The following is a 23,989-nucleotide window of genomic DNA, read 5'->3' as shown; positions in this document are numbered from 1 at the left end:
TTCTAATAATAAAATTCATTAAGGATTATGAGTGACGCAGTTACATCCTAAACGTCTTGCACAAATTGCCCAATTTGAGCTGGTACGACTATTTTTGACCAAACGTGGTTTGCTGGCGGTTGCCGCTTTTGCCATTTGTTGGCTACTTATTTTACGCTATCCCATTGCCCAATCTGTGACCTTGATTAGCTCACCTGATTTTGCTGACTTTGCAAGGCAAGCCTTTGGCGCCATTGGCATCAGTAAATTACTTGATTGGCCTGAATCTGAACTAGCTGTTTATTGGCTGATTGCTTTATTTAGTTTCCCAAGCTTTTGTTTGTTTTTATGCAGCGACCAAACTGTGGGCGACAGACAACGGGGTACGTTACGCTTTTTATCACTTAGAGCCACTCGCTCAGAAATTATCATAGGTCGCTTTTTAGGGCAGCTACTCATTTTAGCGGCACTGTTATTTGTTACCTTGATGGCAACCGTTGCAATGCTTGGCTATCGTGAGCCCAGTTTGCTGCTTTCTGGCTTAACACGAAGCTTTATGTTGTTATTTTATTTGCTTGTTGCGGTTATGCCATTTATTGCTTTGATGAGCTTTTTGAATACCTTTGCGCGTTCATCGCGTCTTGCATTTGTGTTGGCCATTTTGTTCTTTGCTGGCGGTAATATTGTGATTGGCTTACTAACATGGCAATGGCCTGCATTTGAGGTTTTAAATTACATATTTCCGGGCTATCAACTTGATTTAATGGCTGGTCAACGTGCCGGCATCACACTTGCTCTTGGTTTACCACTTCTACAAACGGCAGTGTTATTAACTGCTGGTGAACGAATTTTTGCGAGGAGCTCATTATGACCGTTTTAATTCAAGCACAAGGCTTGTCAAAAAACTATGGGGCTAAACGAGCGCTCGATAACGTCAGCTTTGAAATAAATAAAGGGGCACCAGTGGCGCTGGTTGGTCCAAATGGTGCGGGTAAAACAACCTTATTCAGCTTGTTATGTGGCTATATTTTACCAAGTTCAGGAAAGCTATCGGTAATGGGGCATAACCCAGGTAGTGCGGCGTTATTTGGTAAATTAACTGCTTTACCACAAGATGCCCAGCTTGATCCCCGTTTTAGTATTGCGCATCAACTTAACTTTTATGGTCAATTACAGGGGCTCAGTGGCGCGGTTCGTAAAAAAGAAACGGCTCGGGTTTTAGAGCTAGTTGGTTTGTCAGAAGTGGCTAAGCAGCGACCGGATGACCTTTCTCATGGTATGCGTAAGCGAGTGACTATTGCACAAGCTTTAATTGGTTCACCTGAAATAGTGATGCTTGATGAAGCAACAGCGGGTCTTGACCCAATCCATGCCCGTGAGGTTCGAGAATTGGTAAGCTCTTTAAGTAACGAGGCAACATTTATTTTAAGCTCCCATGACTTAACAGAGCTTGAGCGTTTATGCTCACAAGTTTTACACCTAGATAAAGGGGTATTAAGTGAGCATCAAGCCCGTTCTAGCACCCAAGATAACAAACACTTTATTACGCTACAGTTGAATCAACAATATGATGATGTAGAAGCAAAGCTTGCAGGCCTTGCCCATGTACATCATGTTTATATGAGCCAAGCAAAAGAATATGTGATCGAGTTTGAGAAAACAGCTGAGCCTTTTGATATCAATCTTCTACACTTTTGTTATCAACAAGGTTGGCAGTATCGTCAACTGGTGAATGGTCACACACTCGAAAACCAAATTTTTCATAAGGAGAGCTAGTTATGGGTCTATTAAGTGGATTAATGGGTAACGCAAGTGAAGTCGATAATGATGATTTAGAAGAGCTGCTTGCTAATACTCTGATTGATGGTGAAACAGTTCAAAAAGCCTATAAAGTCATTCGTGATATGTTTATCTTTACCAATAAGAGATTAATTATTATTGATAAACAAGGTGTTACTGGTTCTAAAGTTGAAATGTTGAGCATTGCTTACTCAAAAATTACTAAGTTTAGTAAAGAAAGTGCCGGGCATTTTGACTTAGATGCTGAACTAAAAATTTGGGTTGGTTCAGATCCAACGCCAATCAGTAAAGACTTTAAAGCAGGAGATAACATTAATGAGGTTTACAGAATTATTAGTGAATTCTCTTTATAAGGTACTGAAATTATAGACTTTAATTTATAAGTTGGCTTTGAATAGAATTATTCGGCCAACTTTTTCTTTACATTTACCGACACTTTATTACAATTAATCAAGTAAAAACAAACGCTTAGTTAAGTTTCCGTTCAGTTTTCTCACGTTAGCATGTGCCCAACTTAGCCATCAGGCTAGTTTTCAACAGCAATGAAACAATGTTAATAGGGAAATCTGTTTATGAAAAAGTTAGCAGTTATTATTTCGAGTATGCTTCTGTCAACTGCCGCGACTGCTGCGGATAGTTACCAATCAATCAGCCATTTAGGGTACATGGACACCGATGGCAACGACACAGTAAGTGTTGATTCAACATATTACTTCGCGCCAAAGAAAACGATGGGTCCATACGACCAGTTTGAATACATTAACAAAACAACCAATGTATTTGGTTCTTACTCTGATGACGACTTTGGTGATGTAACTAACATCGGCGGTGAGTACTTCGTACAAGATTTTGTAATCGGTGCGGGTTACAGCAACTACGATTACGGTTCAGACACTGATTTATTCAATGTGTCTGCAGGTTACTTCTTTAATCCTAACCTTCTTCTTAAAGCGACATTTATCGACGTAGAAGACGGTGATAACACAGTAATGTTTGACCTTAAATATAATCACCAGCTTAACAGCACTGATTACTTAGGTTTCACATTCACAGCTGACGATGAGTTTGATTACCGTGCTGTAAATGCAAAATACTTCATGGATCTTCAACAAGGTAACTACTTAACAATTGAAGGTACTATTGCTGATACAGATGATAGCGGTAGCTCTTGGGAACTAGGTTCTAACTACTACTTCTCTAAAGCAACATCAGTATTTGTAACGTTTAACAAAGAAGATGACTACAGCTTTGGTGCACAGCACTTCTTTAACAAAAACGTTGGCTTAAAAGCAGGTTATGCAAACAACTGGGATGACTCAGATTACGATGCATACTTCGCAAACGTAAGCTTACAGTTTTAATCATTAATTTGATGACATAAAAAAGCCCGCATTATGCGGGCTTTTGCGTTTTTATCATTACCAACCGCACTGGCGGCCTTTATTTTGCTCATCAAGGTATTTTTGTAACGGTGCAAAGTAATCTAAGATTGCTGTTGCATCCATTTCTTCTTTACCAGTGATAGTGGCAAGGGCTTCTTGCCATGGGCGGCTTGAGCCCATTTCTAACATTGCATTTAGTTTTTCACCCGCCTCAGCAGAGTTGTAAACTGAACAGCGGTGAATCGCTTCTTTATTACCGGCAATTTCACATAAACTTCTGTGGAAGTCGAATTGTAAAATGTGCGCTAAGAAATAACGTGTGTAAGGCGTGTTACCCGGTACGTGATACTTAGCACCTGGATCGAAGTCTGCTTCGCTACGTGCGATAGGCGCTTGTACACCTTGATATTTTTCGCGTAACTCCCACCACGCTTTGTTGTAGTTCTCTGGCGTTACTTCACCTGAGAAAACTTTCCAGCGCCATTGGTCTACTAATAAACCAAACGGAATAAATGCTACTTTGTCTAATGCCATTTTCATTAACAGGCCGATATCTTTAGATTCATCAGGCACTTCGTCTAATAAACCAATTTCTTTTAAATAACCTGGTGTCACAGAAAGAGCAATGGTGTCACCAATCGCTTCGTGGAAACCATCGTTCGCACTTTCTTGATAATAAATAGGTTGCGTGTTGTACGCGCGTTGGTAGAAATTATGACCTAACTCATGGTGAATAACAGAGAACTCTTCACCTGTACGTTGAATACACATTTTAATACGTAGGTCGTCTTTGCTATCTATGTTCCATGCGGATGCATGACACTGTACGTCACGATCTTGTGGTTTAGTGAATAATGAGCGCTCATAGAAGGTATCTGGCAATGGTGCAAAACCCATTGATGTAAAGAACTTCTCGGCACCACGTACCATTTTAAGTTCGTCGTAATCGTGTTCAGCTAATAGTTCTGTAACGTCATAACCAGGATCCGCATTCTCTGGTGCAACAACATCGTAAATGTTACCCCAAGTTTGTGCCCACATATTACCTAGCAGGTGTGCTGGGATAGGTTGGTCTTGAGGTACTTTATCTTCGCCATATTTTTCACCTAACTTGGCACGAACATGACAATGTAATGAATCATAAAGCGGTTTAACTTGGCCCCAAATACGGTCAAGTTCTTTTGCAAAATCATCGGCTGGCATATCGTATTTACTACGCCACATAGCGCCTGTATCTGCATAGCCTAGCTCTTTTGCACCTTCATTGGTCAGTGCAACTTGTTGCTCATAAAGCGGGCGCATAGGTTTTGAAACTTGACGCCAACCTTGCCATAAATCAAGCAATTCATTGTAATCACGACTCGTTGCCATTTTAGCTGTCATTTCGCCAAGGCTTAAACAGCTACCATCTTCTTTACAGTATTTACCTTTGCCATAAATGCCGCCTAACTCAGCCACTAATTGTGAGAGCTTTGCTGTTTTTTCAGCATCTTGTGGTGCAGGTAAAGTGAGCGCTAGTTTAAGTTTATCTAGTTTACGACGTGCATCATAATCAAGCTCTAAACTATCGAATTTTGCAGCTTCATTTGCTAGGCGGACTACGGCTTCGGTCATTTTGCGATTTACTTCAGCAGATAATTCAGCAGTATCGTGAGTGATGAAGTTGGCATAAATCCATTCAGCGCGACTTGATTCTAAATATAGTGCGCTTAATTCTTTTTCAGTATCGGCGATAAATTTATCAGCATCTTGTGCTGTTACTTGGCTTGATTTGACTTCAGCAGTTGTTGTTTTAGTGCTCGTAGCGTCGTCATTACAGCCAGTAAGCGCTAATGCACTTGCGACCATTAATGCGCTGATGCTCAGCTTATATGGAGTCTTCATTTTTATTCCCTAGAAGTTTGTTGTTTTTTATTGCTTTAGCATAATAGCAGTGTCTTACTAAACCACAAACAGTGCGTACTAAAACAACTGAAGTTACCGCTGCTTACGTTGTATTTATGGCACGATCAGTCATACTTGAGAAAACTGACTTAAATAAAAGGATTGCACAATGACGACCGTAATTATTTTGCTATTGGTTGCTGTAATTGTGATTTTTGCAGTGAAAGACATTCGCATTAATCTTGTTACGCGGCCCACGTTTAGTATGTTTAAAAAAGTGTTGCCACCTTTATCTCAAACAGAACGCGAAGCGATGGAAGCGGGCGATGTGTGGTGGGATGGTGAGTTATTTAGCGGTAACCCCGATTGGCAAAAATTACACGGTTTTCCCAAGCCTGAATTAAGTGACAAAGAGCGCGCATTTATGAGCGAGCAAGTCGAAACCTTGCTAGCCATGCTTGATGATTATCAAATCGTGCAAAAAGATAAAGACATACCAAAAGAAGTCTGGGATTACTTAAAAAAAGAAGGCTTTTTTGCTCTAATTATTCCAGAAGAGTTTGGAGGGAAAGAGTTTTCAGCAATCGCTAACTCAACGATTGTAGCGAAAATTGCCACCAAAAGTTTAACTGCAGCAGTTACGGTAATGGTGCCAAATAGTTTAGGCCCCGGTGAGCTGCTTTTACATTACGGTACTAAAGAGCAACAAGAGCGTTGGTTACCAAGCTTAGCTAAAGGTGATGATGTGCCTTGTTTTGCTTTAACAGGCCCTGAGGCCGGATCGGATGCGGGCAGTATTCCTGATACTGGTGTGGTTTGTAAGGGCATGCATAACGGTGAAGAAGTTATTGGTTTAAAACTTAACTGGTCAAAACGCTATATCACCCTTGCACCCATTGCTACAGTACTTGGTCTTGCATTTAAAATGTACGACCCCGATGGCTTATTAGGTGATAAAAAAGAGCTCGGTATTACTTGTGCGCTCATCCCTACAGACCATGAAGGTGTGCAAACTGGCGAGCGTCATTATCCGCTGAACATGGCATTTATGAATGGTACCACCTACGGTAAAGATGTATTTATACCACTTGATTGGATTATTGGTGGTGAAAAGGGGGCTGGTAGAGGTTGGCGTATGCTAGTTGAATGTTTAAGTGCAGGCCGTGGTATTTCGTTACCGGCACTTAGCACCGCAACAGGTCATTTAGCGTCAAGAATGACATCGGCTTATGCAACAGTGCGTCAGCAGTTTGGTGTTTCGATTGGTCAATTTGAAGGTGTGCAAGAGGCACTCGCACGTATTGGTGGCTTGACCTACATGCTAGAGTCAGCAAGGTTAATGACTGCTGGAGCGATTGATTTAAAACTGAGCCCTTCGGTTGTTACTGCTATAGCTAAATATCATATGACTGAAATGGGGCGTACAGTGATGAATGATGCCATGGATATTCATTCAGGCAAGGGCATTCAAGTGGGCCCTAATAACTATTTAGCCCATGGTTATATGGGGATCCCCGTGTCAATTACCGTTGAAGGTGCAAACATTTTAACTCGTAACTTGATGATATTTGGTCAAGGTGCGACTCGCTGTCATCCGTTTGTTTTAAAAGAAATGGAAGCAGCCGCAATGGAAGATCATGATGTTGCATTGAAAGAATTTGACTCGTTACTGCTTCAGCACATTCTATTTGCTGCAAGCAATGCAGGAATGGCATTTGTTCATGCTTTAACTCGCAGTTATTTTGCAAAAGCGCCGGTGTGTGGGGCAACCTCGGTGTATTACAAACAATTAAGCCGTATGAGTCGTGGCTTAGCGTTTTGTACAGATGTCGCCATGCTAGTGTTAGGGGGCGAGTTAAAACGTAAAGAGATGATCTCGGCGCGTCTAGGCGACGTGCTTAGCCATTTGTATCTTGCATCATGTGTTTTGAAGCGCTATGAAGACGAAGGGCGTCAACAAGCAGATTTACCTTTTGTAAAATACGCGGTTGAGCATTCGCTATTTTGTATTGGCCAAGCATTCGATGGTTTCTTTAAGAACTTCTCTAACCCTGTGGTCAATTTCTTATTAAAACGCATTGTGTTCCCTGTGGGAAATCATTATCACCGTCCTAGTGATGATATTGCTCAGACTATTTGTGAGCATATGAGTAAACCAGGCGTCTTCAGAGACAGACTCACGCACCTTTGTTATGTTGATGAAAATGCAGGTACCGGGGTAATGGAAAATGCGTTTATCGCGATGATTGATACCCATGAAGATTTTAAACAATTACGCAAATGGCAAAAAGAAGGCACGATTGGTCGTCACTTAGAATTGGAAGATGCGATAGCTGCTGCTGCAGATAAAAACCTCATAAACGAAACCGTAGCTACACGAATGAATGAGGCGAACTCGCTTCGCAAGCAGGCAATAGCAGTAGATAACTTTGCGCCTGGGGAATTGTAGTATAGTAGATATCAATGAAAGCCTTGCTAGTGTAAGGCTTTCATTTTCATACTCTTAGTGAAGACCATTACGTATAATGTTTTCTGCTTCACTGATCGGCATAGGACGGGCCTTGAGAAAACCTTGGCCAAACTTACACTGAGTTTGTTTTAAAATAGCAAGTTGCTCATTCGTTTCAATACCCTCGGCTACAACATCTAATTGCAGAGATTGTGCTAAGGATAAAATCGCATCTACTAATGGGTTTTGTCCTTTACTTAAGTGATCAATGAAGCTTTTATCTATTTTTAAAATGTGGATTGGTAGTTGATGCAAATACCCAAGTGCAGAATAACCAGTGCCAAAGTCATCTAGACATAATTTAACTTCTAGTGGCGATAATCCCTCAATAATTTTAGTCGCAAGCTCTAAATTTCCAATCAAGCCAGATTCTGTGATCTCAATGCAAAGCGAGCCTAAAGGTAATTGATGCTTTGCGTATAATGCGTGTATTTGCGAAACAAAGTCTAAACTTGCAAAGTGTCGTGAGGAAACATTAACAGTGACTCTACCAAATGATAGGCCTTGTTTTGTCCAATTGGCTATTTGTTGCGCAGCTAAATCTAGAAGATGTAAATCTAGATTGATTATTTGACCAGTATCTTCTGCAACAGGAATAAAGTCGGCAGGAGAGACAAAACCTTTGGTTGGATGATGCCAGCGAACAAGTGCCTCAAAACCAACAACCTGTGTATCTTGAATTGTGAATATGGGTTGGTAATAAAGCTCAAACTCATTGTGCTCAATGCCATGTTGTAAGTCATTTTCAATGTCGGCATGATTTTTTAACTTTTTGCGCATGGTATTGTTAAATAACTTAACTTGCCCACGGCCTGACGACTTGGCTTCATACATAGCTGCATCGGCATGTTGCAAAAGTTTATAAGCCTTATCATTAGTGCTTTCACAGAATGCTACGCCAATACTGGTTGATGCCTGTAATAAATGGCCATCAATATTCAGTGGTTTTGCTAAAGCTGCCTTAATACGCTCAAGAGCATCTTGAACTTGTTGTTTATCGGTAATGTTTTCCATGAAAATGGCAAATTCATCTCCACCTAATCTAGCAAATGTATCTGTATTTCGGATCGTACCTTGTATGAGCTCGCAGATTTTTACTAAAAAATGATCTCCCACTTCATGGCCGAGTGAGTCATTGATGCTCTTAAAACGATCAAAATCTAAATAGAGTAGAGCATGGTGTGTGCCTTTATTTGCGCGTGCTAAGCGCAAAATACCATGTTTTATTCGTTCGATGAGGAGTGATCTATTTGCCAGTCCGGTAAGTTCGTCATGTAATGCACGATGTTCTAGCTCCTGACGTGATAACTGCCTGTCGATTGCCATACTGATTTGGCGGCTGACATAAGTAAGTAAAGCACGGTCATGTTCATTATAGTGGTAGTGTTTACTGTAACTTTGAACTGCAATGACTCCACTTATTCGATCATTTACTTTAAATGGCACACCAAGCCAAGACTCTGCTTGTCGACCAACCATTTTAAAATGACCCGCATCAATATGTTGTTGAAACGCCTCTTTATTAAACAACAGTGATTTATCGATTTTTAAAAGGTAGTAAGAGGCCGTATCTTTTAAGAGTTCTTTAGAAATTTTAGTATGTGCATTAGAACGGACACCTTCTTCGATAATATAAACTAAATCTAAAACATCACTTTGTTTATCATATAGCCCAATGAAAAAGTTATCTGCTCTGAGTAACGAGGTGATAATGCTATGTAAAGACTCAAAAAAGCTATCGAGTTCACTTGACTGATAAGTAAGGTTGGCGATTTGCAACATGCAATTTTCCAACTTTTGAGCATCGTTCAATTGTTTTACTGTTTGCTGAAGGTTTTCTACAGTTCTGACTTGATTTAACTTTGCACTGAGTAAATGCGCGACTGTAGATAAAATTTCTAAATGGGCGTCATTAAAATATTTTTTTTGCGGGTGCTCGCAATCAATAACACCTAATACCTTTTCTTTATATACTAGAGGAACACAGAGTTCAGAAAGTGCAGGGCGGGCATCGGCAATATAGCGTTCGTCTTTTGTTACATCACCAATCATTAAAGGTTTACCGGTTGAAGCGACATACCCAGTAATACCTTGCTCAAAACTAATTTCGGTGCGCACAATATGGTATGTATCGTCTGCGAGAGTGGTTCCCATAGACGCAACTTCTCTTAATGTACGAGACTCATCATCGACTAAAAATATGACACATTCTATAAATCCAAGCCTGCTTACTACTTGCGAAGTCACATACTCTAATAATTCTTCAACAGTATCTAATTGCATTAGCGATGAAGAGAATTGATTAATAATATGGAGCTGGTCAGTTTTGACCTCAAGTGCAAACGCTGTATCTAAATTCTTAGACATAGAAAGAAAAGTAACCCAAATGTTTTATTAACTTATTACGTTAACCTACTATCAAACTATCTACAAAGTTATTTTCAAAAAAAACAGCAACTGGTGTAAACTAGGCATCTGAACACAAACTTCAAAAAATAACTTCGTTATTTGTATAAAGTTTGCGCTATCCCTCTAACTTTAGCCGTGGAAACCAGCAATGTCAGATATAAATAAGATTGAAACACTAACAATTACCCGCCCAGACGATTGGCATATTCATTTACGTGACGGTGATCAGCTAACCGATACTGTACGTGATGCAAGCCGCTATATGGGGCGTGCGATTATTATGCCAAACCTTGTTCCACCGGCCACATGCACTGACAGTGCTTTATCATATTATGAGCGAATTAAAGCCGCAGGTCCTCAGGGTGATTTTGAGCCTTTGATGGTGCTTTATTTAACGGACAAAACCTCACCAGAAGAAATCAAAAAAGCAAAAGCAACGGGTAAAATTGTTGCGGCAAAATTATACCCTGCGGGTGCAACAACTAATTCAGACTCAGGTGTCACATCAATCAAAAATATTTACCCAGTACTTGAGGCAATGCAAGAAGTAGGGATGTTGCTGCTAGTGCATGGTGAAGTGACAGATTCATCAATTGATATCTTTGACCGTGAAAAAGTTTTCCTCGATACAATTTTAGCCGATGTAGTAACTGACTTCCCTAAACTTAAAATAGTACTTGAGCATATTACGACTAAAGATGCCGTAGAGTTTGTTAATAACGCACCTGATAATGTAGCGGCGACAATCACAGCTCACCACTTACTTTATAACCGTAACCACATGCTAGCGGGCGGTATTCGTCCACATTATTATTGTTTACCAATTTTAAAACGTAATATTCATCAGCAAGCATTGATTGCTGCAGCGACAAGCGGTAGCAAAAAGTTTTTCTTAGGCACAGATTCTGCGCCTCATTATAAAGATAAAAAAGAAGCAGCGTGTGGCTGTGCAGGTGCTTACACAGCACATGCAGCGATTGAATTATATGCTGAAGCATTTGAAGAGGCGGGAGCATTAGATAAGCTGGAAGGTTTTGCGAGCCATTTTGGCCCTGACTTCTACGGTTTAGAGCGTAATAAAGACACGATCACACTGGTAAGAGAAAGCTGGACTGTTCCTGCAAGTTACAAACTAGGAGACTCTGAGGTAGTGCCGATCAAAGCTGAAGCTAACATGGATTGGCAAGTTAAGTAAGCGAGCTTACTGTTAGCTAATATTATTCAGAAGCCCAACATTACGTTGGGCTTTTTTATTATTTTTTAATTGTTTAGAAATATGCCTGTCATATTTAAAAGTTTAGCCGTTGACCTCAAAATAATTTTCGATTAATAGAGCTAAAAGCTATTTAATGTGTTAGTCTTAAATTGCTTTGAGTTTTTGCGTATAGAATTTACGGATAATGTGCGGCTTGTTCGGTTACCGGTTGGTTATTGGTTCTTCCTGTACTTTACCCCCTAGTTTTTGGGCATTCACTCAGGGAGGATAGAGCCATTATGGCTGAATTTTAATAATTGACTTACAGGAAAATTTGGTATGTCAAACACGGTTACTGGTAAAGTTAAGTTCTTCAACGAAGCAAAAGGCTTCGGTTTTATTGAACAAGAAAATGGTCCTGACGTATTTGTACACTTCAGTGCTATCACAGGTACAGGCTTCCGCACTTTAAGCGAAGGCCAACAAGTATCTTTCGGCATCAAACAAGGTCAAAAAGGCCCTGAAGCTGAGAACGTAGAAGTAGCATAATTCGTTATGCGAAACTAAGTATTTTGGTGAAACAGTTTCTGTTTCACCAAAATTCATTTATACCTCTTATCAATTTTTTCTACCTCATTCATACTACGCTTTCTCCTAAACCATTTATTACTTCTTCTATATAAATAATCCCTTTGTACCTCATACTTGGTAGTCTGTACCGAATTATTAATCCCCCAAAGGCATTGTGTCGGGTTTTTTTAGTCAGACATTAAGCTAAAAGTTCGATAACAATCCTCTAAAAGCTACTCTCCATAACTAAAGTATTATATGCTTCATAGACGGGATTTACTCAATGCAACATTGACTGTTGTATTGGCTAGTAGTTTTGATCAACAGGTTAAGTTACCTCTTTTTTATAATGTTTGAGATATTTTCAACAATCTCAAAATTACCCGCTAAACTTAAAGTATTCACAAGTGGAATAAATTCTGAGTAACTTATACTTGTTTGATGAAATATAATGAAGGTTCGCTAATCGATGAGCATAGGAAACAATATACTTTTGGTAGACGACCACCCAATGGTTGCAACAGCAATCAAGATGGTACTATCAAAGTCAACTCTGGTTAATGAAGTAAAAGCTGTTGCGAGTCAAAAGGAAGCATTACAGTTTTTAAAAAGTAATAATGTCGCGCTAGCTATTTTAGATATCGAATTAGAAGATTCAGATGGCTTTAGTTTATACAAACGCGCAGTTAGCAGTGGCTTCTCTGGTAAAGTGCTATTTTTATCAGCAAAGCAAGATAAACACATTATTCGAACAGCGGCTAAATTAGGCGCGCAAGGTTTTGTTAACAAGGCTGAAAGCTTAGAGGATATTTCATCTGCAGTAGAGATGATTTTAAGGGGTTATACCTTCTTTCCTCAAGAGCATTTAATAGCATCTGAAAAAGATATTGATGAATTACTGACAGAGCGAGAGCTTGCAGTGATGAATTACTTACTACAGGGCCTCTCAAACAAAGATATCGGTGAAAAGCTGTTTATTAGTAACAAAACAGTAAGTACGTACAAGACAAAAATCTTTGAAAAGCTTGAGGTTGATTCAATTATCTCTTTAGCAAAGCTTGTTAAAGACCGCGCCATATTTTGAGACTCTCACCCTTAGCGGTGAGAGATAAATTCTCGCTCATCCTTGTGTTTAGTAAGGCAATTGTGCATTTACTAAACATTACCTACTGATGAGTGCATAAAAATTCTGCAAATTAGATTTTTTAGATCACTAAATAGAATTTTTTTTTAAATTTTCTTATGCCTTTTCTGGTTTTATTAAATGTTACATTTATGTTTAAGGTTGAACCCAGCATGAACGTGGTGTTTGCTAGTAAAGGGCTTTAGAACCTTCCCCTTGATGGGTCTGTTATATTTTTGTTAATTGATTGTTCGAGCTATTTTCCTATCAACGACGAGTTACCAAATTTTTCGGACGAAAGCCGAACATCAAGTTGACAGACTCTGATGCATTTAGCATTATTGGAGGGTTGATATCTATTAAAAGATATCAGGGTTGTCTTCTTCGGAAGGTAATTAAATTATAAAAGTAACATTACTTAATTGGTTGGGAACTATGTCTGTTAAAATCAGAAAGAGTCTTGTAGCATCAGCGTTGGTTGGCGCTTTTGCATTTGCAAGCAGCAATGTGATTGCAGATCCTTTGAAAGATGTGCAAGATGCAGGTCAACAAATTCAAAAGGCTGCTGTTAAGTCTCAAACTAAAATTGACAATGTATATGGTCAAACTCAGGAGCTAATCGCTGAGTACCGTAGCGTTGTTGACGAAACTGAGCTAATGAAGGTGTATAATGATCACGTAGCACGTTTGGTCGCTGACCAAAACGCGTCTATCGAATCGTTTGACCGTCAAATCGCAACAATCGATAACACGAAACAAAACGTTGTGCCTTTGATGTATCGCATGATCGATACGCTTGAGCAATTCATCAAAGCGGACGTTCCGTTCAATCTTGAAAACCGCCTAGCACGTGTTGAAAGACTACGTGACATCATGGCATCAGCTTCAGTTACTACATCTGAAAAATTCCGCCAAGTTCTTGAAGCTTACACTGTTGAAACTGCATACAGCTCAGCTGTTACAGCTTCACAAGGTACGCTTGAAGTTGATGGCAAAAACATCAACGTAGACTTCGGTCGTTTAGGTCGTATCACTTACGTAGCACAGTCTTTTGACCTTAAGCACGCGTGGGTGTGGGATAACAACACTAAACAGTGGAAAGAATTAGGTGAAGAATACCTAAAACCTGTTAAAGAAGTTATCCGTATGGCGCGTAAACAAGCGACATTAGAACTTGTTAAACTACCAATCTTTGGCGCGGAGTAATCAATAATGAAGAAACTATTTAAAGGTTTTGCTGTTGCAGCAGTACTATCTGTTTCTGCAGGTACCGCGCTTAATGCACACGCAAACACTGATGCTTTAGACAAAATTCTTGAGCAAGTTAAGCAAGAACGTATTTCTGAAGGTAAATTAAACAAGCAACGTGAACAAGAGTTCCTTTCAGCTCGTGCTGACAAGCAAGCGTTACTTAACAAAGCAAAAAGCGATCTAGCTGCTGAAAAAGCACGTGGTGACCGTTTATCTAAAGAATACGCACAAAACGAAAATACTTTAGCTGAGAAAGAGCAAGCTCTTTTAAATGCTCAAGGTACGTTAGGTGAGATGTTCGGTGTTGTACGTCGTGCAGCTGCTGATGCAATCGGTTCAATCGAAGCATCACTTGTTTCTGCTGAAAAACCAGGACGTGCTGAAGTACTTCGCTCACTAGCTGCTGCGAAAGAGCTTCCAACTGTACGTGAACTTGAAGAACTTTGGATTTCTCTTCAAACTGAAATGACTGAATCAGCTAAAGTTTCAACTTTCGAAACTGAAGTTGCAGGTCTTGACGGTTCATCTTCAATGAAGAAAGTAACGCGTATTGGTAACTTCAACTTAGTTACTGACGAAGGTTACTTAATCTACTCTCCGGAAACTAAAGCGATCCAACCTCTAGGTAAGCAACCTGATAGCTACATCCTAGCTGGTATCAGCGATTTAGAAAAAACTTCTCCAGATAACTATGCTGGCGTATACATCGACCCGACTCGCGGCGCGATCTTACGTATCAACACGCAGAAGAAATCGTTAATGGAATACTACGAGCAAGGTGCTGAAGTAGGTTACATCATCACAGTATTACTTGTTGTTGGTCTACTTATCTTCATCGTTCGTTTCATTGATCTTGCGCTTACTAGCACTAAGATTAAGAGCCAGCTTAAAAACCTTTCTACTCCGAATACAAACAACCCACTGGGTCGTATTCTTAAGGTTTACGCTGACAACAAGAATCAAGACGTTGAAAACCTTGAGCTTAAACTTGACGAAGCAATTCTACGTGAAACGCCTCGCATCGAAGCTGGTATCAACATCATCAAGATCTTGGCAGCAATCGCTCCATTACTAGGTCTACTAGGTACGGTTATCGGTATGATCCTAACGTTCCAAACAATCACATTGTTCGGTACAGGTGATCCGAAGATCATGGCTGGTAACATCTCTCTAGCACTTGTTACTACTGCGCTAGGTCTAATTGCAGCTCTACCACTTATCCTACTTCACTCAATTGTTGCGGGTCGTAGTAAGTCGGTTTTACATGTCCTTGATGAGCAAAGCGCTGGTATTATCGCTGCTCACGCGGAGAAGGAGAAAGCCTAATGCTAGTCCTGATGGAGATCTGGGAATCTATCAGGGATTTTGTTGGCACAGGCGGCCAGGTTTTATACGTGGTCGCGATAGCACTCTTTCTTATGTGGGTTTTAATGATTGAGCGCTATTGGTTCCTACTAGCTGAGTTTCCTCGTATGACGAAGGATATCGTAGCTCAGTGGGATGCCCGCCAAGACACTACGTCTTGGTACGCACACAGAATCCGTGAAGCATGGATTTCTGAAGCGTCTGAAAAATTAGATCAGCGTATGTTGTTGATTAAGACATTAGTAGCTGTTTGTCCTTTAATCGGCTTACTAGGTACTGTAACGGGTATGATCGCGGTTTTCGAAACCATGGCTACTCAAGGTACTGGTAACGCACGTTTAATGGCATCAGGTATTTCAATGGCAACAATCCCAACAATGGCTGGAATGGTTGCGGCACTATCTGGAGTATTCTTTAGCTCACGCCTTGAGGCAAGAGCGAGAATGGCGAAAGCTAAACTTGTAGATAGCATGCCTCATCACTAGAGAGAGAATTAAATATGGCACGTAAACAACGTTTTCGTGAAGAAGAAGAAGCAGCGGTTGACATGACGCCAATGCTTGACATCGTATTTATCATGCTTATTTTCTTTATCGTAACTACATCGTTCGTTAAAGAGGCTGGTATCGAAGTCAATAAACCTAAAGCAGCTGCAGCTACGAAGCAAAAAAATGCAAACATTTTTGTTGCTATCCGTGCTGACGGTGCAATCTGGATTGATAAACAACAAGTAGACGTTGAGCGTGTATCAGCTAAACTTGAAAGTTTATTAGCAGAACAACCTACTGAAGTTGTAATTTTGCAAGCTGATAAAGAAGCAAAACACGGCGTAGTAGTTAAAGTTATGGACCAGATCAAAGCGACGGGTGATAACCTTAAAATTTCAATAGCTGGAGATCAGTAATGATTCGTTTTCTGTTTTCACTGATTGCAGGTGGGGCAGTTACTTTCGGCTTGTTCTACTTCATGGCGTACCTCATCTCCGGTGGAGCTGATCGTGCGACTGAACAAAAAGAACAGATTGTAGTCGAAATTATGACGAATCCGCCTGAATCTAAGGTGCAGGAGAGGAAGCGTGTTCCGCCTCCGCCTCCGCCACCGCCAAAGCAGCCGCCTAAACCGCAGCCGCCTCAGCCGGAAAACAGCAACCCAAATACTGGTGGTTTGTCATTTAATATGCCAAGCATCGATGTGGGAAGCACAGCTGGTGGCCTAAGTGGTCCTGGTGCATTTGGACGTGATGGTGATGCTACACCTATCGTTCGTATTGAACCAAAATACCCAACGCAAGCAGCGCGTGATGGTAAAGAAGGTTGGGTTCAACTTTCATTCACTATCAACGAAGTAGGTGGAGTAGAAGATATCGAAGTGATCGATGCAGATCCTAAACGTATCTTCGACCGCGAAGCTAAGCGAGCGTTATCTAAGTGGAAATACCGTCCAAAAGTTATTGATGGTAAGCCACAAAAACAATTTGGTCTTCAAGTACAACTAGACTTTAAACTTAATCAAGGCAACTAAGGAGGCGAGTAATGAGAAATTTATCTAAAGTAACTGCTCTTGCGCTTCTTATGTCACTTTCGGGTGTGGTATTTACTGCACCTGCTTTAGCGGCGCCAGACTACGCAAAAATTGAAGCGCGTAAAAAAGCAAAAACTAAAGTTATGGGTGAGCGCGTTGGTAAGAAAGTAATTAAAGCGTTTGACTTGTACAATGAAGAAAAGCTTGACGAAGCCATTGCATTGCTTAAAGAAATTGATGCATCGGATGACTTCGACAGAGCAACTGTTGACCGTTATTTAGGTCAAATGTACGCTCAAAAAGAGCAGTACCAGTTAGCTATCAAGCACGTTCAAGCAGCTGTTAAACCTGATGTTTTAAACTTTGCTGACCAAGAGCAAGGCCTAAAACTATTAGGTGACATGTACGCAGGTACAGAGCAATATGCAAAAGCAAAAGAAGCTTATGCAGCTTGGATGGACTTCACAGGTGAGGAAGACGACAAAGTTTATACACGTATTGCACAAGCAAACTACGAGTTAAAACTTTATAAAGACGTACTTCCTGCTGCAAACAAAGCAATCGAATTGGCAAAAGAGCCTGCTAAAGCCTCTTACCAATTAAAGCTTGCTGCCTATTTTGAACTTAAACAGTACAAAAATATGGTAGAAGTAGCTGAAGAGATTGTTCGTGTTTGGCCTGAAGACAAAAAAGCCTGGGTTGGTTTAGGTAAATATTACCTACAAACCGAAGACTTCAAGAAAGGTCTTGCGACCATGGAAGTTGCCTATAAAAACGGCTATTTTGAAAATGAAGTTGAATACAAAGTACTTTCTAACTTCTATTCGTTAAACGATATTCCTTATAAAGCAGCAGTTGTGCTTGAAAAGGCAATTAACGAAAATAAAGTTAAGCGTAATAAGCAAAATATCAGTGCAGTGGCATCTAACTACCACCGCTCAAAAGATATTGAGAAAGCAGCTAAATACTATGAAGAGGCGGCTAAATTTGATGACGATGCAGAGCTTTACCGCAAAGCAGGTTCATTACTTTTACAATCGCAAAACTATAGTGCAGCCGTTGTTCGTTTGAACAAGGCGTTAGAGTTAGGTTCTGATAAAAAAGGAACTATCTACTCTGACCTAGCTGAAGCTTATTACTACCAAGAGAAGTACAAGCAAGCTTATAACGCTATCACTAAAGCAATGGACGATCCGCGTACGCGTAAATTCGCGAAGAGCTGGTCAACCTTCATCAAAGATAAAGCGAACCGTAATGGCGTGAAAATCTAATTGATGTTGTTTTAAATTAAAAAGCCCCTCTGGGGCTTTTTTTATGGAATTTTATAATGCTAAGACAGATCGTATTTTTACTTGTCGCAAGTGTGATGATAACAGCTTGCTCAGAGCAACCTCCTCGTTTCAATCACTTTGATGAAGGCCAGCAAGCACTCAGTAACATAAATAACTTACTATCTAATCAATCAAGCTCAGATTCGGTAACAAGTTGGCCTTTTTCGAACGAGTATTTACAAGCTCGTCACCTCAATTATCAAGGCTTGAAAAGTATCGCGCTAGATGAATCGCAACAGGCGCAATTAAATTACCTGATCATCGCTGAGCGTTATCCAGAACGTTATTTTGTTTGGCCAGAGCAGCGCGATGTTGTTAGTCGTGCTATTAATAAAAAAGATTATTCTGCTCAAAAATTAGCTACGTGGTTGGAATTAGTACAAACACAATTAATGCAAGCAGAGGAAAGTAGTTTAAAACTAAATAAAATTGAGCTTAAGTTGTTACATTCAATGGTGCAAAACCACCTAAATAATAATGATGATGAAGTGGTACACTCAGCACTTTCAAAGCTTGAACAATATTTATCTCAATACACACCACGTAGCAAGTTAGGTTTAGTGGGGCTTGCAAATGGTAAAGATTGGTACCAGAGCAAGTTGAATTACTTTGGAGCGAAAACGCAACCTCCTCTGACGTGGCTGAGCAATATTCAGTCTCAATTAAAGCAAATAGCGATACACAATGTGGCGTTTCATTTACCGACCTCACACAGTACTCCTCTGGTGATGCAGTTTTTTAGTCAAGATGAGAATATGGCGGGTCTTGACTGGCAGCTAGAATATCGAGACCCTTTACAAAGTAAGCGCGAGTTATCAGCGGGCGAGCAGTATTTTTGGTTAGTGATGATGGAAACAGATCTTGGTATTCATTATCACACTTGGAGTGAACAGCAAGCGCGAGTAAATCTAATAAAGCGTTTGGGGGTGACGAAACAAGAAGCTGATTGGCTTATCGAAGATATTATACTTTATCCTGCAACGAGCTTTATATTTTCTTCATAATACCTTGCTGCGCTCTAAGGAGCGCAGCTTCTACAGCGTTGGCTAGCAGGGTCTGCTAATAAGCGTTCATCATCAATTTTTTCTTCGCAATCACAACAATAGCCATATTGCCCAATGTCTATTTGGCATAACGCCGCCTCTAGCTTTTCGAGTCTAGAAATTAAAATTTGATATTCAGGACCCAGCTTATTTGAGGTTAATTCTAGCCAATCTGCAGGAGGGGTTTCGCTTAACTGCGAAAGCAATTGTTGGTGATAGCCTTGATCAGAATTAGTTAGCATATCGAGTAAACGTTGTCTAACCTGCGCAAGTTCTGCAGATAACTTTGTTTGAATTTCAGTATTGTTCATCGCGTTTATTCCAAGTGGGCAATACTGACATTATCAAACAAAACAAGTTAGCTAGTTATGATTTGCATCAATACTCGGCGCTTTGGCATACTTTCTAAGTACATCTGCAACTTCATTTTTGGCTTTTAAACGCCTAATCTCATCAAAAAGTGCGTTTGCCTGTGGGTACTGGCGTTTTAGGTATCCAAGCCACTGCTTGGTTCGAGAAGCAAAATATTTCTCACACTTGCTTTCATCTTGATGCATAGAAGAGTGAATAATATGGTAAATCACATGCTCCCAAAGCATCGGAGTGTACTGCTCATTTTCGACATGTGCTTTTATTTGCTTTGCTAAATCAGGCATTGCTAGAGCACCACGACCAAGCATTAAGTCTTGGCAATGACTGCGTTTTTGACACAGCAATGCATCTTCAACTTGCCAAATTTCACCATTAGCAACCACCGCAATGTTTTTATTTTTGATTAACGGAGGGATCTTTTCCCAAAATGCCGGTGGATTATATCCATCTCTTTTCGTTCTTGCATGAATAGCAAGACTTGATGCACCCGCACTGACAACAGCATCAACAATTTCTTGGCTGTTGCTATCGTCATCAAACCCTAGTCTGATTTTTGCACTGACCTCATGACGTGGATCAACTGCATCACGTACGGCTTTGATTATTTCGTACATGTGCTCAGGATCTTTCAAAAGTACAGCACCACCTTTACTTTTATTAACAGTTTTTGCTGGGCAGCCAAAATTTAAGTCGATACCATGAGATCCTAAGCGTATTGCCTTGACTGCATTTTCAGCCAATGCATTAGGAACTTGGCCTAGTAATTGAATCCGCACTGGTGTTCCAGCACGGGTATAACCACCGGCTTTTAATTCAGGGCAATAACGATGAAATACACGCTCGGGTAGTGTGTCTTCAACGACACGAACAAACTCTGTAACGCATAAATCAAATCCACCTAAATCAGTGAGTAGCTGTCTCATTTTGAAATCGACAACTCCCTCCATTGGTGCTAAAACTAGTCGCATGATACCTGTATACTAAATAAAAATTGGACGCGTATTCTACCTGCTATTCTATATTTGATAAATCGTAATTTGCTTTATCATCGGTTTCAGAAAATAATTTAGTAATTTTGAAAGTAATTTTCAGTTCGCAGGTCTTGTTTAATAACCCTTTATAAAAAAGAGAGTCGATAATGAACACAGTTAAGAAAAATTCAATTGCATTAACATTAGGTGCGGTTGTGGTTGGTGCGTCAAGTTTTGCAGCCACTGATGCTAACGCTAACCCATTTGAATTTCAGCAAATGCAAGCTGGTTATCAGCTAGATGCCGCTGAAGGTAAATGTGGCGAAGGTAAGTGCGGTGGCGATAAAAAAGCTGAAAAAGAAGGTAAGTGCGGCGAAGGTAAATGCGGTGCAGACAAAAAAGCAGCTAAAGAAGGTAAGTGCGGCGAAGGTAAATGTGGCGCAGATAAAAAAGCAGCTAAAGAAGGTAAGTGCGGCGAAGGTAAATGTGGCGCAGATAAAAAAGCAGCTAAAGAAGGTAAATGCGGCGAAGGTAAATGCGGTGCAGATAAAAAAGCAGCTAAAGAAGGTAAGTGCGGCGAAGGTAAATGTGGCGCAGATAAAAAAGCAGCTAAAGAAGGTAAGTGCGGCGAAGGTAAATGTGGTGCAGACAAAAAAGCAGCTAAAGAAGGTAAGTGTGGCGAAGGTAAATGTGGCTCTAACCACTAAGCGCTCATTTAGCTTTTGAAAGGGCCGTAATGGCCCTTTTTAGTAGGAGGTAGTATGTTAAAAGAATCAGTAGCTGATTTTGGGCAAATTGGCTTAGGTTTACGCCGGGAAATGCTTGATGAAATGCTCATCGATGTTCCTAAACCCATTGAGTTTTTAGAAGTTGCACCAGAAAACTGGCTAAAGCTTGGAGGGCGTTTTGGTAAACAATTTAAACAGCTAACCGAGCAGCATGCCTTTGTTTGTCATGGTTTATCGTTATCAATTGGCTCACCAGCAGCGCTTGATATTGACTTTGTGAAATCACTTAAAGCTTTCTTTAAAGAGCATAATATTCGTTTGTTTAGTGAGCACTTAAGCTACTGTTCGGGCGAAGGGCACATGTACGATTTGATGCCTATTCCGTTTACTGAAGATGCAATTAAGCATGTCTCCTCGCGGATCAGACAAGTACAAGATATTCTTGAACAGCCAATTGCTATTGAAAATGTATCTTACTACGGTGCCCCTGGGCAGCAAATGACTGAACTTGAGTTTACCAATGCAGTTTTAGAGGAAGCTGATTGCCAACTATTGCTTGATGTAAACAATATCTATGTAAACTCTATTAATCATGGTTATGATGCTGAGCAATTCTTAGCAGCATTACCAACTAAACGTATCGCTTATGGGCATGTTGCGGGCCATTACACTGAGGCTGAAGATTTACTCGTTGATACCCATGGTGCGCCAGTTATCGATCCTGTTTGGCAATTGCTTGAAAAAGCCTACGCAGTACATGGAGTTTTTCCTACTTTGTTAGAGCGTGACTTTAATATTCCACCTATGGCTGAGTTATTAGCTGAGCTGAAAACTATTGAAGCCTTGCAGCACGCAGCCAATAAGCAAAACCAAGTAACGGTGAAACACAGTGCATAATCATTTTACGCAAGTACAACAAGCGTTTATGGCGCATATTCGCGACCCTGAGAATAATGCTAAGCCTAGTGATGTTGAAGAGCGTCGCATGGCGATTTACCGCGATTTATTTTTTAATAATGTGGATGGTTTTGTCAGCTCTGCATATCCAGTACTTAAAAGTTTATATTCAGAGCAAGCTTGGCACAGACTCGTTAGGCAATTTTTCAGTCAGCACAACTGTAAATCTCCTTATTTTTTAGATATAGCAGGCGAGTTTTTGGCTTTTCTTGCTAATGACTATGAAATGCAAAGTAATGATCCTGCGTTCATGTTAGAACTGGCTCATTATGAGTGGGTTGAGCTCGATGTGTCGGTTGCTAAAAAACTTGCAAATGAAGTTGGCTTATCGGCTCATCAAGTGACAAGTTCCCCATTATATTTAAGTTCACTGGCTCGTAATTTGAGTTATAGCTTCCCAGTTCATACCATCAGTGTCGATAACCAGCCGAGTGAGCCCGCAGTTGAGGCAAGCTACTTTGTGGTATATCGGGAAGGCGATGACGAAGTGCAGTTTTTATCAACAAATGCGATGACCGCATTACTACTTAATATTATTGAATCTCAGCCAGGTATAAACTTAAATGATGTATGCCAAGTAGTTGCAGAGCATGCTCCTCAATTTAGCCAAGAGCAGCTTTATCAGGGAGCGCTCAATACCTTAAGTGCCATGGTAGAGCGTGGTATCGTAGTTACTAATACATTGGTTTAAAAATCGGCTAAACCCCTTTATTGATTAGGGCAGTTCGACTATTATGTCCGCCTTATTTTGTCGTGCTTAAATAAAGGTAGTAACTATGTCGAATGATAAAGACTTTAAAGATCCGTTCAATGCAACTTATTTCATTGCGTTTTTAGCAGTATTCGGTGGCATTGGCTGTCTTAACGCTATTCTGGGTTGGATCACATCTTTATCTTAATCTGCGTAAGCAAATTTAAGACACTAGGCTGCACCATGCAGCCTTTTTTGTTGTAGTTAGGTGATTAATTTCGAAACTTGCTACCGACTTTCCACTAAGGTGATGTTATACTCTCGAGCTTTGTTAGATAAACTTTTTGAGCAGTATAATTATGACTCAAGCAACTTCAACGCTCATCAAACAGAGCATTGCAACGATCGCTGATTACCCTAAGCCGGGCATTATGTTCCGCGATGTAACAACTTTAATGGCTAACGCTGAGGCATTTAAAGCAACGATAGACAGCTTTATTGCGGCATATAAAGACCAAGGTTTTACTAAAATCATTGGTACTGAATCTCGTGGTTTTATTTTTGGTGCGCCACTTTCTTATGCTCTTGGTATTCCATTTATTCCAGTTCGTAAACCAGGCAAACTTCCTCGCGAAGTGATTTCACAAAACTACCAATTAGAATATGGTGAAGATACGCTTGAACTTCATACAGACGCTATCGTTTCTGGTGATAAAGTGTTATTAGTAGATGACTTACTTGCCACAGGTGGCACAATTGAAGCAACAGCAAAATTAGTTGCAAAACTGGGTGGTAATGCAACGGATGCCGCATTTGTTGTATCTTTACCTGAGCTTGGTGGTGAACAACGTGTTGCTGATATGGGCATCAAAATCTTAAAGTTGGTTGAATTCGAAGGCGAATAATTA

Annotated in this window: 24 protein-coding genes; 20 read left to right on the top strand and 4 right to left on the bottom strand. The window is 40.3% G+C overall.

The window, feature by feature from the left end:
- Window positions 1–31 precede the first annotated feature (31 nt).
- The 4 genes from ACSFVZ_RS03545 (at window position 32) to ACSFVZ_RS03530 (ending at window position 3,140) form a co-directional block, all read left to right on the top strand.
- Complete coding sequence (locus tag ACSFVZ_RS03545) at window positions 32–850, top strand: ABC transporter permease (RefSeq protein WP_235383183.1); 819 nt, start codon at window positions 32–34, stop codon at window positions 848–850.
- The gene (locus ACSFVZ_RS03540) at window positions 847–1,755 is read left to right on the top strand and encodes an ABC transporter ATP-binding protein (RefSeq protein WP_435558116.1); all 909 of its coding nucleotides are present in this window, start codon (window positions 847–849) and stop codon (window positions 1,753–1,755) included. The genes ACSFVZ_RS03545 and ACSFVZ_RS03540 overlap by 4 nt, the downstream gene beginning before the upstream one ends.
- A 2-nt stretch (window positions 1,756–1,757) precedes the next feature.
- The gene (locus ACSFVZ_RS03535; RefSeq protein ID WP_135924205.1) at window positions 1,758–2,132 is read left to right on the top strand and encodes a PH domain-containing protein; all 375 of its coding nucleotides are present in this window, start codon (window positions 1,758–1,760) and stop codon (window positions 2,130–2,132) included.
- A 219-nt stretch (window positions 2,133–2,351) separates the two neighbouring features.
- The gene (locus tag ACSFVZ_RS03530; protein ID WP_135924206.1) at window positions 2,352–3,140 is read left to right on the top strand and encodes a putative porin; all 789 of its coding nucleotides are present in this window, start codon (window positions 2,352–2,354) and stop codon (window positions 3,138–3,140) included.
- A gap of 57 nt (window positions 3,141–3,197) precedes the next feature.
- On the opposite strand, the gene ACSFVZ_RS03525 is transcribed toward ACSFVZ_RS03530, so the two are convergent.
- Window positions 3,198–5,045 (bottom strand): M2 family metallopeptidase, encoded by a 1,848-nt coding sequence (locus tag ACSFVZ_RS03525; RefSeq protein ID WP_135924207.1) that lies wholly within the window; start codon window positions 5,043–5,045, stop codon window positions 3,198–3,200.
- 169 nt (window positions 5,046–5,214) lie between these two features.
- On the opposite strand from ACSFVZ_RS03525, the gene ACSFVZ_RS03520 reads away from it, so the two are divergent.
- A complete protein-coding gene (locus ACSFVZ_RS03520; protein WP_435558115.1) occupies window positions 5,215–7,494 on the top strand; it encodes an acyl-CoA dehydrogenase in 2,280 nt (759 codons plus the stop codon).
- 54 nt (window positions 7,495–7,548) lie between these two features.
- On the opposite strand, the gene ACSFVZ_RS03515 is transcribed toward ACSFVZ_RS03520, so the two are convergent.
- Window positions 7,549–9,921, bottom strand: a complete 2,373-nt coding sequence (locus tag ACSFVZ_RS03515) for a bifunctional diguanylate cyclase/phosphodiesterase (protein WP_435558114.1) — start codon at window positions 9,919–9,921, stop codon at window positions 7,549–7,551.
- Window positions 9,922–10,111: 190 nt separating this feature from the next.
- Here ACSFVZ_RS03515 and pyrC point away from each other — a divergent pair, with 190 nt between their 5' ends.
- The 10 genes from pyrC to ACSFVZ_RS03465 all read left to right on the top strand — a co-directional run bounded on the left by pyrC (window position 10,112) and on the right by ACSFVZ_RS03465 (window position 19,323).
- Window positions 10,112–11,158: a dihydroorotase gene (pyrC, locus tag ACSFVZ_RS03510; RefSeq protein WP_135924210.1), complete on the top strand. Its 1,047-nt coding sequence runs from the start codon at window positions 10,112–10,114 to the stop codon at window positions 11,156–11,158.
- A gap of 339 nt (window positions 11,159–11,497) precedes the next feature.
- Entirely contained in the window at window positions 11,498–11,707 is a 210-nt protein-coding gene (locus ACSFVZ_RS03505) for a cold-shock protein (protein WP_036967526.1), read from the top strand.
- A gap of 490 nt (window positions 11,708–12,197) precedes the next feature.
- Window positions 12,198–12,812: a response regulator transcription factor gene (locus ACSFVZ_RS03500; RefSeq protein ID WP_135924211.1), complete on the top strand. Its 615-nt coding sequence runs from the start codon at window positions 12,198–12,200 to the stop codon at window positions 12,810–12,812.
- 474 nt (window positions 12,813–13,286) lie between these two features.
- On the top strand, window positions 13,287–14,057 hold the full coding sequence (locus ACSFVZ_RS03495; protein WP_135924212.1) for a DUF3450 domain-containing protein: 771 nt from the start codon (window positions 13,287–13,289) through the stop codon (window positions 14,055–14,057).
- Window positions 14,058–14,063: 6 nt separating this feature from the next.
- Window positions 14,064–15,428 carry a MotA/TolQ/ExbB proton channel family protein gene (locus tag ACSFVZ_RS03490; protein WP_435558113.1) on the top strand — a complete coding sequence of 455 codons (1,365 nt, stop codon included), beginning with the start codon at window positions 14,064–14,066 and terminating at the stop codon, window positions 15,426–15,428.
- Entirely contained in the window at window positions 15,428–15,952 is a 525-nt protein-coding gene (locus tag ACSFVZ_RS03485) for a MotA/TolQ/ExbB proton channel family protein (RefSeq protein ID WP_135924214.1), read from the top strand. Before ACSFVZ_RS03490 ends, ACSFVZ_RS03485 begins: the two co-directional genes overlap by 1 nt.
- A 14-nt stretch (window positions 15,953–15,966) precedes the next feature.
- Window positions 15,967–16,371 carry an ExbD/TolR family protein gene (locus tag ACSFVZ_RS03480; RefSeq protein WP_054551557.1) on the top strand — a complete coding sequence of 135 codons (405 nt, stop codon included), beginning with the start codon at window positions 15,967–15,969 and terminating at the stop codon, window positions 16,369–16,371.
- Window positions 16,371–16,988 carry an energy transducer TonB gene (locus tag ACSFVZ_RS03475; protein WP_135924215.1) on the top strand — a complete coding sequence of 206 codons (618 nt, stop codon included), beginning with the start codon at window positions 16,371–16,373 and terminating at the stop codon, window positions 16,986–16,988. The genes ACSFVZ_RS03480 and ACSFVZ_RS03475 overlap by 1 nt, the downstream gene beginning before the upstream one ends.
- An 11-nt stretch (window positions 16,989–16,999) precedes the next feature.
- Window positions 17,000–18,259, top strand: a complete 1,260-nt coding sequence (locus ACSFVZ_RS03470) for a hypothetical protein (RefSeq protein ID WP_435558112.1) — start codon at window positions 17,000–17,002, stop codon at window positions 18,257–18,259.
- Window positions 18,260–18,315: 56 nt separating this feature from the next.
- Entirely contained in the window at window positions 18,316–19,323 is a 1,008-nt protein-coding gene (locus tag ACSFVZ_RS03465; protein ID WP_435558111.1) for a hypothetical protein, read from the top strand.
- Between the two features lie 14 nt (window positions 19,324–19,337).
- On the opposite strand, the gene ACSFVZ_RS03460 is transcribed toward ACSFVZ_RS03465, so the two are convergent.
- A complete protein-coding gene (locus tag ACSFVZ_RS03460; RefSeq protein WP_135924218.1) occupies window positions 19,338–19,673 on the bottom strand; it encodes a TraR/DksA family transcriptional regulator in 336 nt (111 codons plus the stop codon).
- A 51-nt stretch (window positions 19,674–19,724) separates the two neighbouring features.
- Window positions 19,725–20,702, bottom strand: a complete 978-nt coding sequence (locus tag ACSFVZ_RS03455; RefSeq protein ID WP_435558110.1) for a tRNA-dihydrouridine synthase — start codon at window positions 20,700–20,702, stop codon at window positions 19,725–19,727.
- A 170-nt stretch (window positions 20,703–20,872) separates the two neighbouring features.
- On the opposite strand from ACSFVZ_RS03455, the gene ACSFVZ_RS03450 reads away from it, so the two are divergent.
- The 5 genes from ACSFVZ_RS03450 (at window position 20,873) to apt (ending at window position 23,986) form a co-directional block, all read left to right on the top strand.
- The gene (locus ACSFVZ_RS03450) at window positions 20,873–21,412 is read left to right on the top strand and encodes an HvfA family oxazolone/thioamide-modified RiPP metallophore (RefSeq protein WP_135924220.1); all 540 of its coding nucleotides are present in this window, start codon (window positions 20,873–20,875) and stop codon (window positions 21,410–21,412) included.
- 54 nt (window positions 21,413–21,466) lie between these two features.
- Entirely contained in the window at window positions 21,467–22,330 is an 864-nt protein-coding gene (locus ACSFVZ_RS03445) for an HvfB family MNIO-type RiPP peptide maturase (RefSeq protein ID WP_135924221.1), read from the top strand.
- Window positions 22,323–23,081, top strand: a complete 759-nt coding sequence (locus tag ACSFVZ_RS03440) for an HvfC family RiPP maturation protein (RefSeq protein WP_435558109.1) — start codon at window positions 22,323–22,325, stop codon at window positions 23,079–23,081. The genes ACSFVZ_RS03445 and ACSFVZ_RS03440 overlap by 8 nt, the downstream gene beginning before the upstream one ends.
- A gap of 85 nt (window positions 23,082–23,166) precedes the next feature.
- Window positions 23,167–23,289 (top strand): hypothetical protein, encoded by a 123-nt coding sequence (locus ACSFVZ_RS03435; protein WP_254907726.1) that lies wholly within the window; start codon window positions 23,167–23,169, stop codon window positions 23,287–23,289.
- A 151-nt stretch (window positions 23,290–23,440) separates the two neighbouring features.
- Window positions 23,441–23,986, top strand: coding sequence for an adenine phosphoribosyltransferase (gene apt, locus ACSFVZ_RS03430; RefSeq protein ID WP_135924222.1), 546 nt, complete (start codon window positions 23,441–23,443; stop codon window positions 23,984–23,986).
- Window positions 23,987–23,989 lie beyond the last annotated feature (3 nt).

Source organism: Pseudoalteromonas nanhaiensis, assembly GCF_051235485.1.
Lineage (GTDB): Bacteria > Pseudomonadota > Gammaproteobacteria > Enterobacterales > Alteromonadaceae > Pseudoalteromonas > Pseudoalteromonas lipolytica_C.
This window is presented reverse-complemented; position numbering and strand designations above follow the sequence as displayed.

What these genes read in the sequence shown, in the direction of transcription:
- ACSFVZ_RS03525 (WP_135924207.1), bottom strand. Translation starts at nt 5,045, where the DNA reads ATGAAGACTCCATATAAGCTGAGCATCAGCGCATTAATGGTCGCAAGT.
- ACSFVZ_RS03520 (WP_435558115.1), top strand. Translation starts at nt 5,215, where the DNA reads ATGACGACCGTAATTATTTTGCTATTGGTTGCTGTAATTGTGATTTTT.
- ACSFVZ_RS03445 (WP_135924221.1), top strand. Translation starts at nt 21,467, where the DNA reads ATGTTAAAAGAATCAGTAGCTGATTTTGGGCAAATTGGCTTAGGTTTA.
- pyrC (WP_135924210.1), top strand. Translation starts at nt 10,112, where the DNA reads ATGTCAGATATAAATAAGATTGAAACACTAACAATTACCCGCCCAGAC.
- ACSFVZ_RS03460 (WP_135924218.1), bottom strand. Translation starts at nt 19,673, where the DNA reads ATGAACAATACTGAAATTCAAACAAAGTTATCTGCAGAACTTGCGCAG.
- ACSFVZ_RS03535 (WP_135924205.1), top strand. Translation starts at nt 1,758, where the DNA reads ATGGGTCTATTAAGTGGATTAATGGGTAACGCAAGTGAAGTCGATAAT.
- ACSFVZ_RS03450 (WP_135924220.1), top strand. Translation starts at nt 20,873, where the DNA reads ATGAACACAGTTAAGAAAAATTCAATTGCATTAACATTAGGTGCGGTT.
- ACSFVZ_RS03470 (WP_435558112.1), top strand. Translation starts at nt 17,000, where the DNA reads ATGAGAAATTTATCTAAAGTAACTGCTCTTGCGCTTCTTATGTCACTT.
- ACSFVZ_RS03505 (WP_036967526.1), top strand. Translation starts at nt 11,498, where the DNA reads ATGTCAAACACGGTTACTGGTAAAGTTAAGTTCTTCAACGAAGCAAAA.
- ACSFVZ_RS03495 (WP_135924212.1), top strand. Translation starts at nt 13,287, where the DNA reads ATGTCTGTTAAAATCAGAAAGAGTCTTGTAGCATCAGCGTTGGTTGGC.
- ACSFVZ_RS03490 (WP_435558113.1), top strand. Translation starts at nt 14,064, where the DNA reads ATGAAGAAACTATTTAAAGGTTTTGCTGTTGCAGCAGTACTATCTGTT.
- ACSFVZ_RS03540 (WP_435558116.1), top strand. Translation starts at nt 847, where the DNA reads ATGACCGTTTTAATTCAAGCACAAGGCTTGTCAAAAAACTATGGGGCT.
- ACSFVZ_RS03475 (WP_135924215.1), top strand. Translation starts at nt 16,371, where the DNA reads ATGATTCGTTTTCTGTTTTCACTGATTGCAGGTGGGGCAGTTACTTTC.
- ACSFVZ_RS03455 (WP_435558110.1), bottom strand. Translation starts at nt 20,702, where the DNA reads ATGCGACTAGTTTTAGCACCAATGGAGGGAGTTGTCGATTTCAAAATG.
- apt (WP_135924222.1), top strand. Translation starts at nt 23,441, where the DNA reads ATGACTCAAGCAACTTCAACGCTCATCAAACAGAGCATTGCAACGATC.
- ACSFVZ_RS03500 (WP_135924211.1), top strand. Translation starts at nt 12,198, where the DNA reads ATGAGCATAGGAAACAATATACTTTTGGTAGACGACCACCCAATGGTT.
- ACSFVZ_RS03465 (WP_435558111.1), top strand. Translation starts at nt 18,316, where the DNA reads ATGCTAAGACAGATCGTATTTTTACTTGTCGCAAGTGTGATGATAACA.
- ACSFVZ_RS03485 (WP_135924214.1), top strand. Translation starts at nt 15,428, where the DNA reads ATGCTAGTCCTGATGGAGATCTGGGAATCTATCAGGGATTTTGTTGGC.
- ACSFVZ_RS03480 (WP_054551557.1), top strand. Translation starts at nt 15,967, where the DNA reads ATGGCACGTAAACAACGTTTTCGTGAAGAAGAAGAAGCAGCGGTTGAC.
- ACSFVZ_RS03515 (WP_435558114.1), bottom strand. Translation starts at nt 9,921, where the DNA reads ATGTCTAAGAATTTAGATACAGCGTTTGCACTTGAGGTCAAAACTGAC.
- ACSFVZ_RS03435 (WP_254907726.1), top strand. Translation starts at nt 23,167, where the DNA reads ATGTCGAATGATAAAGACTTTAAAGATCCGTTCAATGCAACTTATTTC.
- ACSFVZ_RS03530 (WP_135924206.1), top strand. Translation starts at nt 2,352, where the DNA reads ATGAAAAAGTTAGCAGTTATTATTTCGAGTATGCTTCTGTCAACTGCC.